The organism is uncultured Chloroflexus sp. (assembly GCF_938091255.1).
Classification (GTDB): Bacteria; Chloroflexota; Chloroflexia; order Chloroflexales; family Chloroflexaceae; genus Chloroflexus.
Genome location: NZ_CALLJH010000035.1, coordinates 98,973 through 114,477 on the forward strand (window position 1 = coordinate 98,973; position 15,505 = coordinate 114,477).

Below are 15,505 nucleotides of genomic sequence, written 5' to 3' on the forward strand. Positions count from 1 at the left end.
GCTATCACTTAGTACTGCTTTACTTTAAATGTTGATTATTCTTGCCCGACTAACGAGCGTTGCAGCGCAATCATTCTATCGGTGTATGCTCGCGCAATAGCGGCAATCTCCGCCGGCAAGAACTGCTGAAGAACGGCGTCATAGATCTCAAATCGGTGCAGCATGTGTTCAGGCAACACGCCGTCGTGCGGCTGGCGTTCGTTGCCCCACAAGATTTGCTCATCGAGTAATTCGGGCCTTCCGGCGGCGAGAGCTGCTTCGAGCATGCGCGTAACAAACTCATACCCGGCGCGAATTACCTCTGGTGCGCGTTCGCCCAAGGTGAGGGTATCGGCGGGGTTTTGGAGCGCCAATTCGGTCGCGCGTTCGATGATCTGGTGGCGGCGGGCGCGGAGAGCGGGTATTGCTTCGGCACCGCGGCTGAGGTGAGGCGAGCGAGCTGGTGGCGGAAAAGCGTTATTTGCTGCCACGACGGCAGCGGCGGCATTTGGCGCGCTGAGTTGAATGTTTAAGGCTTGGTACAGGCCGGGTTGGCGGGTAAACGGCAATCCTCCCACCATTAAGGGAATGCCGTCGAGATCGGCGGCTGCCAGCGAGCGCACCAGATTGGTGAGATGGGGCACATTGAAGATCATCGCGGTGGAGATGCCAACCAGATCGGGTTGAGCGGTCTTGATGGCATCGATCAAAGCCGGAATGGGCACCGCTGCGCCAAGGTAGATGACCTCCCACCCTTCGGCTTCAAAAAAGTCGGCGACCATGCGCACGCCAACCCGATGCCACTCTTCCGGCGCGCAACCGAGCACGATCCGCCGGTTGCGGCGCGTTTTGGGCCGGAAGTAGGGATGCAATTCACCCATCTGTCGCTCGATGATCGCGGTGGCCAGATGCTCTTGGGCAACGCCAATGCGGTTTGCTTGCCACAGTCGCCCGATTTCGTAAGCGGTCGGCTGGAAGATATCGAGATAGATGCGTGGCGCATGAATGCCTTGCGCTAGCGCCTGCTCAACGACGCGATCAGCCGCTCGCCCGCTGCCTTGCAGCATTGCTTCAAGGTATCGATGCTGCAAATCGGAGGGGATCGGAGGAGTCATTACAGTTGTCCTCTGCGCCATAAGAGCGGCAAAACCTGTAGCAGCGAACTTCTGTTGTAGTGTAAAGCGAAATGTGCGCGATAACAAGAGAAGAAATGATTACTGTGAGGCAAGGTTGATGAAGGGGGATTGTGCCAATGAGCGGGTTTGGCGGACAGAATACTTGAGCGCAGACGCGGTGTATGGCCTTTGGGTGCGCCTTGTTGTCCCCACCCCTAATTCCTCCCCCAGCGAGGGCGGGGGCGCGACTCTTTACCCCCGGAGGGGCCGGGGGAGCGAGGGGCCATCAGCCCGCTGCGCGGGCTTCTTTATGCCGCCAGCACCAGCGGTTGGCGCAAGGCATCGGCGAGCGCATCACCACGCTGTAGCCGATATACGTCGATCTTCAGGCTAGCGAGATGGTTAAGCAGTGGTTCTGGATCGTGCCAGCCACCGTAGCTGAGCGGGTCAATGAACATTACGGCGGCCCGGATGCCCCGGTAGAGATAGTGTTGCAGCGCTGTCACCCAGCGCGGGTCAAGATCAGCCGTGATGATGATCAGCGTGGTGTCGCGGCTAAATCGTTGCCCCTCGGCCACCAGCAGCTCGGCGAGCGAGTGTTGACCGTTGGCATGTACGACCGCCAACAGCTCAAGCATCTTCCACAATTGGCGCTCTTCGCGTTCGGCAGGGATAACTTCGAGCTGTTCGCTCCACGTTAACAGGCCAACGATCCGGTTTTGGGCCAGTAGGGTGCGGGCCAGCGAGGCAGTAACGTTAACCGCGTGCTCTTCGGTTGACTCAGGGGGCTGCCGATAGCGAAGCGATGGCTGGCGTTGCCGCGCTCGTGTAGACAGTCGCTCATCAGTCGTTGCTGGTTCACGAGGGAGGGAGACCACCGTTCGTTCGTTGAGATCGAGTACGAGATAAATATCGGCAGCCGGGTCAAGCTCGAACTCTTTCACCATCAACCGTCCATGGCGGGCTGTGCTCCGCCAGTGTATACGATTGAGACTATCGCCGGGCTGGTAATCGCGAATCGTGGCTACATTGGGAGTAACACTGTGAGCGCGAATCAGACACGTTGAGCCGCCCGACAATTCTGCACCGGGGAGGCGAAACGTGGCAATCTCTTCGGTCGGCGGATACACAATGATCTCGCCACTACCGGGAATCAAGCGAGAAAAGCGAAACAGGCCAAACGGATCACTGCTGATGATGCGCGTTGGCCCTAACCGAAAACGACCGCGATGGGTACAGCGTGTGCGAGTTGTCCAGCGAGTTGCCTCGTAGCTACCCAAATAGGCGACAAATCCAGCTTCATGGTTTGGCAGGTCTGACTCATCTTGCAGCTCGATCCATAATTTTGGGAGCCACCAGCGATTGTGAACAACGATCCGTTCCCGGGTGTACTCACCGACGTGTGCGCGCAGGCTGGTATGTTCGCGGTCAATCTGTAGACCATACAAATTGAGCCACGTCCATACCAATGCCACCAACGGCAGCCCGGCAAGAATGTAGCTCAGGTGGAAAAAGAGACGCTGACCGGTGGTTTGGGCGGCGATGAAGCTGACGCCGGCGAGCAGCAAGACGAGCAGCGGGCGGGTAAGGTTCATATCACCCCTGTAGCGGCGACGTTGCAGTGGACTGTCGCTATTTGCCTTCATTCAACACTTCGGCGAGCAGACCAACAACAGCGGTACGTGGCAACGAACGCTGTTCACCGCGTTGCAAATCCTTGATCACAACCTCACTGCGGGCCACTTCGTCGGGGCCGAGCACCAATGCAAAGCGCACGCCGCGCCGGTCGGCTTCTTTGAATTGCTTGCCGAGATTACCCGGTTCAAGAGCGATCAAGGTGTTGATCCCGGCGGCGCGCAATTCGGCGGCCAACGCCAGACTTTCGGCGACCTGTTCGGGGCCGAAGAGGGTGACAAAGGCGACGGCGGTGGTGCGCGGACGTGGGCCGAGGTTGAGTTCGAGCATCACATCGTGCAAGCGGTCGATGCCGAAAGCGAGGCCAACCGTCGGAATGTTGCGTCCGGCGAAGAGGCCGATCAGGTTGTCGTAGCGCCCGCCGCCGAGTAGCGAACCCTCTGGCCAATGGGGGGTGATCGCCTCGAAGACGACGCCGGTGTAGTACGACAGGCCACGGGCCAAGCGCGGCGCAACCCGGTACTGCTCGGCAGGCACTCCCATTGCAGTGAGACCGGCGATCACAGCGCGCAGATTTGCGATTGCGGTCTGCGCGCGTTCATCACCAGCAAGGGCTTGTTCCAACGCTGCCAGTACCTCTGCGGGTGCGCCTTCAATCTGCACCAGTTCAAGAATGTGGTTTGCCGCGGCTTCAGCCACCCCCGATTTGAGCAACTCGGTGCGTACCCCATCGGCCCCGATCTTGTCGAACTTATCGATGGCGCGGTAGACACCGCTGGCGGCTTCTTCCGACAAGCCGCTGACGCGAGCAATACCACCGATGATCTGGCGATGGTTGAGCAGGGTGATAAAGCCGGGGAAGCCGAGGGCAGCTAGTGCCTCACATAGGATCGCGATAATCTCGGCATCGGCCAGCGGCGAGGCGCTGCCGACAATATCGAGATCGAATTGGTAGAACTCACGGTAGCGGCCACGGGCGGGCCGTTCGCCGCGGTAGCTCGGCCCGTAGGCGTAGCGCCGCCACGGCAGGGCCAGTTGGCTGGCATACTGGGCCGTGACGCGGGCTAACGGTACGGTTTGGTCATAACGCAACGCTAACCGGCGCCCGCCGTGATCTTCAAAACGGTAGATCAGCTTCTCATCATCACCCAGCTTGCCTTCTAAGGTCTCGGCGTACTCGATCACCGGCGTTTGCAGCGGCTCGAAGCCGTGTGCTTCGCTGATCCGCGTCAGCGTGTTGACAATATACTGCCGTAGCATCATATCAGCCGGCAGATGGTCGCGCATTCCTTTGACATTTTGAATAGCGGGCATAGGTGTTCTCAATTGCGCTGTCGAAAACGTTATTCTTTGAAGGGTGCGGCAGTTCCACTGCCGCACTCCATCGGCGTCAGCTTGGCTGTACTACTACCCCTTGTTGCCCGGCCAACTGGCCGCAGGCAGCGGCAATCTCAACCCCACGTTCAACGCGCACAGTGCATGGAATCCTGTAGTCGGTCAAAATCTGCTGGAAGGCAGTGACCCGTTGCCATTCAGAGCGGCTGAGCGGTGTGCCGGGCACTGGGTTCCATGGAATGAGATTGACATGGAATAACATTGGGCCGCGCGGCGCTTCACGCCGAAGGAGGCGGGCAAGGGCGATGGCTTGATGTGGATGATCGTTCTTGCCTTGCAAGAGGACATATTCAAACGACACCCGCCGCCGTGTCTGCTCAACATACCTGCGTGTGGCGGCCATTAGCTCGGCAATCGGGTAACGACGATTTACCGGCATCAACTCACTGCGCAGGGTATCGTCGGGTGCGTGGAGCGAGATAGCGAGGTTGATCGGCAGCTTCTCGGCAGCCAGCCGTTCAATGCCTTTGACCAACCCAACGGTTGAGACGGTCATACTGCGCGCGCCGAGATGAAAGCCTTGCGGATCGTGCAGTCGCTCAACCGCCTGCCACCAGCGGTCGTAATTGGCGAACGGTTCGCCCATCCCCATAAAAACTAGATTACTCACCCGGCCAGCCGGGCCAGCGGCACCCATCGCGCGCAGCTCTTGAGAAGCCCAGATCGCTTGGGCAACGATCTCACCGCTGCTCAGGTTGCGCAGCAAACCAAGCTGACCGGTGGCGCAGAAGACGCAACCCATGCCGCAACCGGCTTGAGTCGAGACACACACCGTCGAGCGGTCGGGGTAGACCATCAGCACCGTTTCGACCACGGCGCCATCGGGCAAACGGAACAGCGCCTTACGGGTCAGACCCTCGTCGCCAATCTGCACCCGTTCGAGGCGCAACGTCGAGAGCGGCATTTCAGCCAGCCGCGCGCGCAGCGCTGCCGGTAGGTCGGTCATTTGTTCGGTGCTGGCAGTGAGATTAACGTAGAGCTGGCGGTATAGTTGGCGAGCACGAAAAGCCGGCTCGCCCCATCCGCGTAGCAACTCAGTAAGTTCAAGCAGGTTGTAGTCATACAAGCAGCGTTGTTCCATAGCACGTAGCATTGTACCACGTTGCGCGTAAGAAGATAACGCTCACCAGCAGAAATGGAGGGGCCGCATCCTCCTAGGCAAAAAAGTCCAAAATTGGTTTTCTATGCTCACATTTGTGAACGAATTGTTTGCTATGATGATAGTGGCCGTGTTGCAGTACTGGCAACACAGTCGTGGAAGACTCCGGTTGTCGTTGCATAGACATTCTCTTACCCGGAGGGATGGCGATGTTTGGCAGCAAGCATGAGAAACGAAAGCGCTTGCAACAGTACGCTACATTATTGTCTGACCAACCACTCACTGCGGCCGAACTGGCGAGTCGACTTGGCGTGCCGCGTTCGACCGTCATACGCGACTTGCCGTTGCTTGAAGAGCACGGGATTCTGTTGTTTGAGGATATGAAGGGTCGGTTGTACCTCTTTCAACGTTCGTGATGAATATGGGCGGAGTTGTTGCCATTTTTGGCAAGGTGGGATGGTATAACTTATACAGAGGTTACGGGCGCTGAAGTGAAACCTGTGGACGTGTACGTTACGGATGAGGAGAAACGATGTCAGTCCAGATCACGTATACCGGACACCCGTTTGTCGATGTTGGTTTTGCGACGATAGCCGCGTTCACCGGTAGACGGCGGTTTGCCGATCTCGATGAGAGCGATTTGCAGCAGATTGCCGACTATATTGAGGCAAACTACGTGCGGCAACCGTTGCGTCGCTTTTTGACGATGGCATTTACCAGCAATGCGTGGTTTGCCCAGTCGGCATTCGATCCTAATCGGTTTGATCAGCCTGACAAAAAAGCAGAGGCGCAGCAAAAACGGAAGTATTGGGCTGATCGGCACTTGCGTCAGTGGATGCAAAGCGCAAGCGTGATGGAAACCTGCCTCTTCACTGGTTTACCGGCTGCAGCGCAAGCGTTATCGGGCAAGCTACAGCCGGGTCGGGTTGGGCGGGCGCAGGTACCGTTGTTGCAAGGCGATGATTCGATTAACTTCTTTATCAATGGTGATCCCGGCTTACCGATGGCCCCAGAAGCAATTCTAGCCGTGCAGGCAATGCCGTTGGGGTGCGCTAAGGTTGGTGGTGGCTTGCTGGCTGTGCATAGTGACGATGAGCAGTTGACGATCAATTTCGCCAAGCGCTTCTTGGAGCGCAATCTGAACGATATCGCTAAGGCACAGGCAGCCAACGAGGAGAAGTTGCCCGGTTCGCCACGCAGCCTAAAGACGTTGTTGATCGAGACGTTGGCCGAGATTATCCGTCGCCAAATGCAGGAAGAAGTGCGGCGCGAACGGCGGCCAACGGTGACGGCCTACTCTTTCAACAATGGCCAGTCGCCATCGCTCGAAATCTACCACTTGCCATTGCAGATTACCAGCTTCTTGCTAGCGGTTCACACGCCGGCCTACCGCGCGATCTGGAACGAGTTGGTAGACCGGAGCTGGCAGCGTCCGGCGACGTCGGGCAAGCGCGGCAAAGCCGCCGGATCCAGCGAGCCGCGTATCAACTATCTGTACGAAGACCTCTTCACCCTGCCGGCGCAGGCCGCGCGCTTTGTGCGCATCTACTTTCTGCGTATCCCCGAACTGCGCCAGTCCGACGACGATCCGCGCCGCGATTACTCGCCGCGCCGCGAAGCTGATCTTGTTTCATGGCCGCTGGTTGAACTCTTTGTTCAGGAGGTATTACTTATGACCGATGATCGGGTGGCGAAGTTGAAGGAATTGGGCGATAAGTTGGCGGATTATACTCGCAATCAGGGTGGCAAACGCTTTTTCCGCCAATTCTTTACCGTGCAGCGGAGTGATCACTTTTTGACGCTGCTGAACAAGACGAATATCGACTACACCCGTTATAAGCGCGGGGCCGAGACGCTGTTCGATCTGGATAGTTTTCTGGCGCTGTTTATGGAAGGTGAGGAGGTGTTACGCAACGATTGGCGGCTCATGCGTGATTTGGTGTTGATCCGTATGATCGAGCAGTTGCGCTATTGGATCGCCGATAACGCCGATGCCATTCCGAGCGAAGAGGAAGTGGCTGAGGGGTAAAGGCGCAGAGGAGGCAAAAGCGCGGAGGCTTCAATCGCAACGATCGCCAAGCACGCAAAGGTTTTTGATAGGGGTTGTGGCCCCCACCCTAACCCTCCTCTAGAGGGGCACAACCGGCAGGGGATGTTCGAGCACACACTGATAGCAATAAGGAGGACACCCAATGGCGTTCGTAACCGGTCTCTTCTTGATTGATGCGCCAGCGTCGGCGCTCAACAATCTGGGCGCGATCCCCGGCGAGCGTGAGGATAACACTGTCGGGGTAAAGATGATCTCGACCAAAGCCGGTAACTTCCCGTATGTTTCGGCGCAGGCGTTTCGCTACTGGCTGCGCACAACGCTTGAAGAGCGGGTGCCGGAATGGAAAGCGTCGCCGATCTTCCGCGAAGAGAAGATCGCCTACACCGCTGCGAACCCAATCCGGTATTGGGATGACGACCTATTCGGATATATGCGCGCGCCGGGCAAGTCGGATACGGCTAAAAAGAGCCGTGAGCAAATGACAATGCTGGAAGATGCGACGCCGGTGACGGACACGATCACGCGGGCGTCGCCGTTGCGGGTGAGCACGCTGGTCTCGATTGCCCCGGTCAACCCGACCAACGATTTTGGCGTGATGTCGCGCCACGAAGGCAACCCGGTGCCACACGAGCATCAGTTCTACCGCGCGACGCTTAAGGGCCTCTTCTCGCTCGATTTGTGGTCGTGCGGCACCTTCTCGTACCGCAACCGCACCGGGTTCCGCAACCTTGACGATAAGCAAGTGAAGCTTGCAACCGATTACCCCGGTGTCGAGCATTTGGCGGCGGAAAAGTCGTACCGCTTGCCCAAAGCGGAGCGGTTAGCGCGGGTCAAAGCACTCTTCACCGGGATGGCGCAGCTCGAAGGCGGAGCAAAACAGACGCTGCACTATACCGATGTCAGTCCGGCGTTAGCAATCTTTGCCGTGACCAAAGGCGGGAATCACATCTTCCACCATACGGTGGGGGCCAATCGCGCTGGCCAACCTGAGATCAAGATCGACGCGCTGCGCGAGGCATTGCGCGTGTTCGCCGATGGCATCCTGTCGCCAGTGTATGTCGGCTGGGTGAAGGGTTATCTCGACGAGGCGCGCACTGCGTTTGAGCAGTTTGTGGCCGAACATAATGCCAGTGTTGCCGAGCAGCGTTTGCCGCGTATCGAGCTAAGCCACCCGCGGGAGGCGTTTTTGAACTTTGTCGCAGCCTGCGATCAGCATCCAGATTGGTTAGATTGATAAGGCGCCGTAACGCCGGACGGCTATCCGGCTCCGCGAAAGACGCAAAGATTTTGAAACGCAAAGGTGCGAAGAGCGCGAAGCACGCAAAGGGATGCGCGTTGGTGTCTCACCGTGTTCACACCCCGTCTCAGAAAACCTTTGCGCCCTTTGCATACGCTGCGCCTTTGCGTTCAAACAATGGGAGCAAGTAATGCAAGCGCTTAAGATTGTGCTGGAAGGGATGACAACATCCTTCCGCTACCCGCACTTTATGCTCGGCGTGCAACCGAGCTTCCCGCTGCCGCCGCCGGCTACGGTCTACGGCCATGTGTGCAGCGCACTTGGCGAGTGGGTTGATCCGGAGGGGTTGGTGTTCGCGTACCATTTCACCGTCGCCGGCGAGGGCCATGATCTCGAACACACTCACGTGCTGTCGGCTGCGTCGGGCAAGCTGCCGGGAGGCGAACGCAAGGTGTTGGAGGGGAACGTCAACCCGTTCAAACGCCACATCTTGCTCTTTCCACGGTTAACGCTCTACCTCAATCGGCCCGACTGGATCGACGCCTTTCGCTATCCGCGCTATCCGGTCGTGTTAGGCCGTTCGCAAGATTTAGCTGCTTACACCCAGATCGAGATTATCGAACTACAACAGACAGAGCAGGTCTACTTCGAGTATACGCTCTTGCCGTTCGCAATGGCGGCGCATGTGCCGGCTGGCGTAGTGACGCTGATGCCACGCTGGATCAATTACCGCGACCGGCGACGGCCGACCTTTGCCCGCTATTTGATGCTGCGCGAGCGGGTGACGAGCGTGCAGATGCTACGGTACGGCGACCAGCAGCCGGTCTATTGGAGTGACCCGACCGCACCGCGGGTTGATGGGTTGCCGTTGGGCTTATGGTTTCATAGCTTTGTGGGAGCCGCCGATGAAGCCATCACCATGGCCTAACGCGATCGATCATCTGCTGGCGAAGAGTGTGCAACACGGTGGCGAGACGTTGGCCGCGCATACGTGGGAGGTGCTCTGCCGCCTAGCCGATCTCTACCGGTTGCGTCCGCAGCTTGCCGGCCCCGCCCGGTTGTGGCACTGCCTCTATTGGGCGGCGTTTCTGCACGACTTCGGCAAGGCAGCGCGCGGCTTTCAATACCGGCTGCGCGGCGGGCCGGTGTGGCCGCATCGCCACGAAGTGCTCTCGCTGGCCTTCGTGGATGCGATTGCGCATGGGTTCAGCGACGATGAGCAGCGTTGGCTCGTTGCCGCAATTGTCTCCCACCACCGCGATGAAGCGGAGATCGCGAAGTCCTATCCGTTAGGCATGCGTAATGATCCACTGGTCGAGCTGTGCAACGAAGTGGACGCCAGCACCATCGGGTTGCTGGCCGATTGGCTGGCGACATGCGCCAATCCGTGGCGCAACGCCTTGGGGTTAGCCGTGGTGGTGGATAAAATTGAACCGCGACCAGTGATAATCGACGCCAAGCGGGTGCGCTACTGGTTACAGCTCTATCACGACTGGGTGGCCGAGCTAGAGCATGACTACGCCGCACGTCTACCCGGCATCCTGCTCCGTGGCCTCATCACCACTGCTGATCACATCGCGTCGGCGCATCTGCCCCAATTACCGGAGCCGATTACCGAGTCGTGGCAAGCGTTAGCGAGCCGACTGCTCCCGGCTGGGCAGCAGGTCTACGATCACCAGCGGCAAAGTGCTGGGGCTAGTGGTCAATCGGCGTTACTGATGGCTCCAACCGGCAGCGGCAAGACCGAAGCGGCGCTCTACTGGGCGTTCGGTGATGGCAGTCACCCACCGGCGCGCATCTTCTACACCTTACCGTATCAGGCGAGTATGAACGCAATGTACGACCGGCTACGACACTCTTTTGGCGAAGATGCGGTTGGATTACAACACGGTCGGGCCGCCCAAGCGCTCTACGCTCGGTTCCGTGACGGAGATGAGTGGTCAGCAACCGCAGCGCGGCAGGTGCAATGGGAAAAGAACCTCAACACCTTGCATGCTCGTCCGCTTAAAGTGCTCAGCCCATATCAGTTGCTTAAAGCCCTCTTCCAATTGCGTGGTTTTGAAGCAATGCTTACCGACTATACCCACGCTGCGTTTGTTTTCGATGAGATTCACGCCTACGAACCAGAGCGGTTAGCGCTCATTATCGGTTTGATGCGTTACCTACGCCAACAATTCGCGGCCCGCTTCTTCGTTATGTCGGCCACCTTTCCAAAAATTATTCGCAACCATCTGCAAACTGCGCTAGGCAATGCCCCGATGATCAGCGCAACACCAGAGATCTTTGAGCGTTTTCGTCGTCATCGTCTTCATCTACGTGATGGTGAAATAACCGACCAGACAACGGTTGAGGAGATCGTGGCTGCGGTGCGTAACGGGAAGCAGGTTCTGGTCTGCGCCAACACTGTTGCCCGCGCACAAGAGATGCGCGATAAGCTGGCGCAGGCTGGTCTGCACGACGAGCAACTCATCTTGATCCACAGCCGCTTTACCTACGGCGACCGCAATCGACTCGAACAGACCATTCGTAAGTATTGTGCCGGCGGTGCAGTCAATCGGCCGCCGCTTGCCCTCATTGCCACGCAAGTGGTTGAAGTTAGTCTTGATATCGATCTTGATGTAGCCTACACCGATCCAGCGCCACTCGAAGCGCTCTTGCAACGGTTTGGCCGGGTGAACCGGCGTGGCACAAAAGGCATCTGCCCGGTCTACGTCTTCCGCCAGCCAACTGATGGGCAAGGCGTGTACGGTCGTGACCGCGATCCGAATCGGTCTGGTCACATCGTGCGGGTAACCCTAGCCGAACTCGAACAGCACGACGGCGAGATTATTGACGAAGCGGTGACCAACGAGTGGCTCGACCGCATCTACGCCGATCCTGTGCTCAGCCAGCAATGGAGCGACGCCTACCAGCGGATGGCGCAGCAGGTCGAGCGGATCATCAGCGGGTTACGACCATTTCAGAGCGACGAACAGCGCGAAGACGACTTCGAGCGCATGTTTGACGGCGTTGATGTGCTACCGCAATGCTTCGAGCGCGACTACATTAATTTAATTGTGGCAGAAAAGTTTATTGAAGCGAACGACTATCTCATCAGCATCAGCAAACAGCGGTTCGCCATCTTACGCAATCAGGGCAAGCTCCTGCCGGCAGAGGAGACCGGTCGGCGGCGGGTGTGGGTGGCACAGCTTCCTTACGACTCGCGCAACGGTCTCTCGTTTCGTGACATCGTGATTGATCCTGATTGGAGCTAAGGATGAGTCTTACCGTTCATCATCTCGTGTTCACTGCCACGGCTACCACACCGGTGGTACTCGCCGATCAAAGCGGGCCGGCCGTACGCGGCGCGATTTCCAACGCGCTCTGGAACCGGTTCTGCGCCAACAAGAGTGCCACCACCTGCGCCGGCTGCCCACTATTCAATCATTGCCCAGTAGCCGCGCTCGTTGCACCGATGCGAAGTGAAGACGAAAAAGGCAGCGACCAGCGCCCCCGCCCGTATGTGGTGCGCCCGCCCCGCGACAGTGGAAGGCGCTACCAAGCTGGCGAGACCATCCGGTTTGGCCTTGCTCTCTTCGGCCAAGCCGAGGTCTTCTTCCCCTTCATTGTCATGGCGGTGCGTGAACTCGAACGGGATGGGATCGGCATCCCGCTTGCTGAGCTAGGCCGCCGGCGCGGCACGATCAAGCTCAACGCGATTGAAGCATACAACCCGCTGAGCGGCGAGCGGCAGATGCTCTACCCGCTACCGGGCGGCCATGCCACCTTTCCCAGTCTGCCGATTGATGAAGCGGCGGTACGTGATTACGCGGCGCGGTTGCCGACCGATCAGATCATGCTCGTCTTTCATACGCCGCTCCGGCTCATCGACCAAGATCGATTAGTCAAGCGGTTGACGCTGCGGCCGCTCATCCAACGCCTGATGCGTCGGCTCGACGATCTCAGCCGTGCGTATGGCGGTGGCCCCCTCGAACTCGATTTTCGTGGGTTACTCGCCATGGCCGAGCAAGTGACAACCACCGCCGATCACACCCGCTGGATAGATGTCGTGAGTTTCTCGGCTCGCCAGCAACGGCGCACGCCGGTAGGCGGACTGATCGGCAGTGCTACATTCAGCGGATCGCTCGAACCACTGCGTGAACTGATCGTTTGGGGCAGTCTGATCCACGTTGGACGCAACGCGGTCAAAGGTGACGGCTGGTATACGCCGGAGGGTATGGCAGTATTGCCCTAACGTGTCAGATGTTGCACCATTGCTGTATCTTGACAAAACCGGTCCTTTCAGAGTATGCATGGATGCACGAGCAGCGCGCAACCAACGAACACTCATCTCAGCCCTGTGCGCTCTGTGTAATAGTTTTGGCACCTTAACAATTTATTATCTATCGGGCGACGCCGGTAGACGACAAGAAAGGATGACTACGCGATGGAACTAATCGTTGACGAACGCGGTAGCTTCATTGGCAAACACCAAGGCCGGCTGCGAGTCACCAACGACAATGGCCAAAAACGCGAGGTGCCAATTATGCACCTGCGGCAGGTCATCATCTGCGGCGGCGGGGTTGCGATCAGCAGCGACGCCGTGCGAGCATGCAGTGAGGAAGGGATTCCGATCCACTTCATCAGCATCAACGGCACCCCCCAAGCTAGCCTCTACAGCGCCGGCCTCACCGGCACCGTCCTCACCCGGCGCGCACAACTGCGCGCTTACGACGGGCCGACCGGCGTCGCCCTTGCTCGTGCCTTCACGCTTGGCAAACTCGGCAATCAAGCCAATCTGCTACGCTATGCCGCAAAAAATCGGAGAGAGACCGCGCCAGCAGTCTACGAACAGCTCATGGCGGTCGCAGGCGAAGTGGTTGACTACCAAATTGCGGTTGAGCGGCTGCGGGGCGAGACGGTTGACGAGTTGCGTGAAGAGCTGATGGGGATTGAAGGCCGCTATGCGGCGCGCTACTGGCAAGCCATTAGTCTACTGGTACCGGCCGAACTCAACTGGCCGGGGCGCGAAACTCGCGGCGCGAGCGATCCGTTCAACCAAGCACTCAACTACGGCTACGGCGTTTTATACGGCCAAGTCGAACATGCCATCGTCCTAGCCGGCCTCGACCCGTATGCCGGCCTCTTGCATGCCGACCGGCCGGGCAAACCGAGTCTTGTACTCGATCTAATCGAAGAATTCCGGCAGGCAGTCGTCGATCGTCCACTTCTCGGCCAAATCACGCGTGGTTGGCAGATCGGACGAGAAGAAGATGGGCGGCTCGATCAACCAACTCGCGAACGGATCATCAGCAAAGTGCTCGAGCGGCTCGAATCTACCGAGCCATACGAAGGCAAGCGACAGCCATTGCGGCACATTCTTCAGTGTCAAGCACGTCACATCGCCACCTTTGTACGTGGTGAACGTCCAAGCTACACACCGTTTGTAATGGGTTGGTAAGCGAGGGCGGCTATGCAATGCCTTGTCATCTACGACATCCCTAACGACCGAGCACGACAGCGCGTCGCCGACGCCTGTCTCGACTACGGCCTACAACGGATCCAATACAGCGCCTTCGCCGGCAACCTCAGTCGCGCCCATCAACGCGCGCTCTTCGGTGAAATCGTGCGCCGGGTCAAGGGCTGCACCGCGAACGTTCAACTCTTCGCCTTCGACGCCAAAACGTGGAGCGAACGGCGAACCTTGGAGCAACGATATGACGATACCTGATCTCAGCACTATCGAAGTCAGCGACATTAAGCAATGGCGCTACTGCCAGCGGGTAGTCTGGTACACGTACTGCTTACCGGCTATCCGACCCAAAACCGATCTGATGCGGCAGGGTGCGGCTAGTCATCGAGCGGAAGAAGATCGCGAAGAGCGGCGGTCGCTCCGCACGTATGGTCTTAAAACTGGTGAACGATTCTTTAACGTCTACTTACGTTCAGAACCGCTCGGCGTCAGAGGCATTCTTGATCTAGCGATTGCCATTCCAAATCGGAACGATCCGGCAGCGAAAGTTGTTGTTGTCGACTACAAAGACAGCGAGCAAGCGGCGGGGCCACACTTTAAACTACAAGTTGGCGCATATGCACTTCTGATTGAAGAAGTGTGGGGATTACCGGTAGAAACAGGATGGATATATCACATCCCCTTACGCAGAGCGGAAAAAGTCGTGATCAGTCCGCAACTACGCCAAAATGTGCGTGAAGCAATCACTGCCATCCAGCGTGCTATTCTCACCGAGACACTTCCACCGCCACCTAGTAGTCGAGCGCTCTGTGTCAACTGCGAATTTCGCCGCTTTTGTAACGACGTCGTATGAGCATAGCGCTAAAACCGGCTCTATAAACGTCTCACTCGCAACTCCTTACGTCGGGGCGGAGACTAACCGAATCTTTCTTGCATAGAAAGGAGCATCCACTCACGCTCTTGGGTTAGAACGATTGCAAACTCATCTCCGAAGCATAGCGACTTTCAATGATTTTAGCTCACGGTAAAGCGCTAAAACGCACGTAGCCGCTGAAGGTGCAATCGTCAATGAGCGCCTTCAGAAAGTGATCAAAGCCGTTCGCAACTCGATAGTCTTTTCCTACAAGGTGCAAGTTGCGGTACTACAGGCAAACGTAGCTTGCAAGGGGGCAAAGAGCGGTGTATACTAGCTGCACAGAAACGTTTCTGAAGCGTTGATTAAAAGTCGCGAGGGTGATCACAGCGGTAGGTCAGAGAAAGAGAGGTTCGATTTCAATAATTTCGGCTCACGGTAGAGCACTGAAACGCGGTAGAGTACAACGTCATGAAGGTCTGGTCACTCTACATTTCAATAATTTCGGCTCACGGTAGAGCACTGAAACCTCGGGCAACGGCGCCGGCACCGTCACCGCATCGACATTTCAATAATTTCGGCTCACGGTAGAGCACTGAAACCCGGAAGGATGGGGTTAAATATATCTCAGCCATCGCCATTTCAATAATTTCGGCTCACGGTAGAGCACTGAAACACGCGGACGGTGGT

General features: G+C 57.7%; 13 protein-coding genes. 9 read left to right on the forward strand and 4 right to left on the reverse strand.

Annotated features, from left to right (window positions below):
* Positions 1 to 35: 35 nt before the first annotated feature.
* From Q1A00_RS12740 to rlmN, 4 genes are all read right to left on the reverse strand, one after another.
* Positions 36 to 1,094: a cobalamin-dependent protein gene (locus Q1A00_RS12740; protein ID WP_298482459.1), complete on the reverse strand. Its 1,059-nt coding sequence runs from the start codon at positions 1,092 to 1,094 to the stop codon at positions 36 to 38.
* Between the two features lie 308 nt (positions 1,095 to 1,402).
* Positions 1,403 to 2,689 (reverse strand): DUF58 domain-containing protein, encoded by a 1,287-nt coding sequence (locus tag Q1A00_RS12745; RefSeq protein WP_298408103.1) that lies wholly within the window; start codon positions 2,687 to 2,689, stop codon positions 1,403 to 1,405.
* A gap of 37 nt (positions 2,690 to 2,726) precedes the next feature.
* Positions 2,727 to 4,043, reverse strand: coding sequence for a histidine--tRNA ligase (gene hisS / locus Q1A00_RS12750; RefSeq protein WP_298408105.1), 1,317 nt, complete (start codon positions 4,041 to 4,043; stop codon positions 2,727 to 2,729).
* A 76-nt stretch (positions 4,044 to 4,119) separates the two neighbouring features.
* Complete coding sequence (gene rlmN, locus Q1A00_RS12755) at positions 4,120 to 5,217, reverse strand: 23S rRNA (adenine(2503)-C(2))-methyltransferase RlmN (protein ID WP_298408108.1); 1,098 nt, start codon at positions 5,215 to 5,217, stop codon at positions 4,120 to 4,122.
* A 248-nt stretch (positions 5,218 to 5,465) separates the two neighbouring features.
* Here rlmN and Q1A00_RS12760 point away from each other — a divergent pair, with 248 nt between their 5' ends.
* The 9 genes from Q1A00_RS12760 to cas4 all read left to right on the forward strand — a co-directional run bounded on the left by Q1A00_RS12760 (position 5,466) and on the right by cas4 (position 14,815).
* Positions 5,466 to 5,639, forward strand: coding sequence for an HTH domain-containing protein (locus Q1A00_RS12760; RefSeq protein WP_299757170.1), 174 nt, complete (start codon positions 5,466 to 5,468; stop codon positions 5,637 to 5,639).
* Between the two features lie 116 nt (positions 5,640 to 5,755).
* On the forward strand, positions 5,756 to 7,252 hold the full coding sequence (gene cas8a1 / locus Q1A00_RS12765; RefSeq protein WP_298408121.1) for a type I-B CRISPR-associated protein Cas8b1/Cst1: 1,497 nt from the start codon (positions 5,756 to 5,758) through the stop codon (positions 7,250 to 7,252).
* Between the two features lie 163 nt (positions 7,253 to 7,415).
* Positions 7,416 to 8,507: a type I-B CRISPR-associated protein Cas7/Cst2/DevR gene (gene cas7i, locus Q1A00_RS12770; protein WP_298483308.1), complete on the forward strand. Its 1,092-nt coding sequence runs from the start codon at positions 7,416 to 7,418 to the stop codon at positions 8,505 to 8,507.
* 193 nt (positions 8,508 to 8,700) lie between these two features.
* The gene (gene cas5 / locus Q1A00_RS12775; RefSeq protein ID WP_299757175.1) at positions 8,701 to 9,438 is read left to right on the forward strand and encodes a CRISPR-associated protein Cas5; all 738 of its coding nucleotides are present in this window, start codon (positions 8,701 to 8,703) and stop codon (positions 9,436 to 9,438) included.
* Complete coding sequence (cas3, locus tag Q1A00_RS12780) at positions 9,416 to 11,764, forward strand: CRISPR-associated helicase Cas3' (protein ID WP_298483307.1); 2,349 nt, start codon at positions 9,416 to 9,418, stop codon at positions 11,762 to 11,764. The genes cas5 and cas3 overlap by 23 nt, the downstream gene beginning before the upstream one ends.
* 2 nt (positions 11,765 to 11,766) lie before the next feature.
* Complete coding sequence (gene cas6, locus Q1A00_RS12785; RefSeq protein WP_298402769.1) at positions 11,767 to 12,744, forward strand: CRISPR system precrRNA processing endoribonuclease RAMP protein Cas6; 978 nt, start codon at positions 11,767 to 11,769, stop codon at positions 12,742 to 12,744.
* Positions 12,745 to 12,936: 192 nt separating this feature from the next.
* Entirely contained in the window at positions 12,937 to 13,950 is a 1,014-nt protein-coding gene (gene cas1 / locus Q1A00_RS12790) for a CRISPR-associated endonuclease Cas1 (RefSeq protein WP_298402771.1), read from the forward strand.
* 12 nt (positions 13,951 to 13,962) lie between these two features.
* Positions 13,963 to 14,220 carry a CRISPR-associated endonuclease Cas2 gene (gene cas2, locus Q1A00_RS12795; protein WP_298402772.1) on the forward strand — a complete coding sequence of 86 codons (258 nt, stop codon included), beginning with the start codon at positions 13,963 to 13,965 and terminating at the stop codon, positions 14,218 to 14,220.
* Positions 14,207 to 14,815 carry a CRISPR-associated protein Cas4 gene (cas4, locus tag Q1A00_RS12800; protein ID WP_298402773.1) on the forward strand — a complete coding sequence of 203 codons (609 nt, stop codon included), beginning with the start codon at positions 14,207 to 14,209 and terminating at the stop codon, positions 14,813 to 14,815. Before cas2 ends, cas4 begins: the two co-directional genes overlap by 14 nt.
* Positions 14,816 to 15,505: the final 690 nt, after the last annotated feature.

Excerpts from the sequence above, each read along its gene's own strand:
- Q1A00_RS12740 (WP_298482459.1), bottom strand. The coding sequence starts at position 1,094 with ATGACTCCTCCGATCCCCTCCGATTTGCAGCATCGATACCTTGAAGCA.
- Q1A00_RS12745 (WP_298408103.1), bottom strand. The coding sequence starts at position 2,689 with ATGAACCTTACCCGCCCGCTGCTCGTCTTGCTGCTCGCCGGCGTCAGC.
- hisS (WP_298408105.1), bottom strand. The coding sequence starts at position 4,043 with ATGCCCGCTATTCAAAATGTCAAAGGAATGCGCGACCATCTGCCGGCT.
- rlmN (WP_298408108.1), bottom strand. The coding sequence starts at position 5,217 with ATGCTACGTGCTATGGAACAACGCTGCTTGTATGACTACAACCTGCTT.
- cas8a1 (WP_298408121.1), top strand. The coding sequence starts at position 5,756 with ATGTCAGTCCAGATCACGTATACCGGACACCCGTTTGTCGATGTTGGT.
- cas7i (WP_298483308.1), top strand. The coding sequence starts at position 7,416 with ATGGCGTTCGTAACCGGTCTCTTCTTGATTGATGCGCCAGCGTCGGCG.
- cas5 (WP_299757175.1), top strand. The coding sequence starts at position 8,701 with ATGCAAGCGCTTAAGATTGTGCTGGAAGGGATGACAACATCCTTCCGC.
- cas3 (WP_298483307.1), top strand. The coding sequence starts at position 9,416 with ATGAAGCCATCACCATGGCCTAACGCGATCGATCATCTGCTGGCGAAG.
- cas6 (WP_298402769.1), top strand. The coding sequence starts at position 11,767 with ATGAGTCTTACCGTTCATCATCTCGTGTTCACTGCCACGGCTACCACA.
- cas1 (WP_298402771.1), top strand. The coding sequence starts at position 12,937 with ATGGAACTAATCGTTGACGAACGCGGTAGCTTCATTGGCAAACACCAA.
- cas2 (WP_298402772.1), top strand. The coding sequence starts at position 13,963 with ATGCAATGCCTTGTCATCTACGACATCCCTAACGACCGAGCACGACAG.
- cas4 (WP_298402773.1), top strand. The coding sequence starts at position 14,207 with ATGACGATACCTGATCTCAGCACTATCGAAGTCAGCGACATTAAGCAA.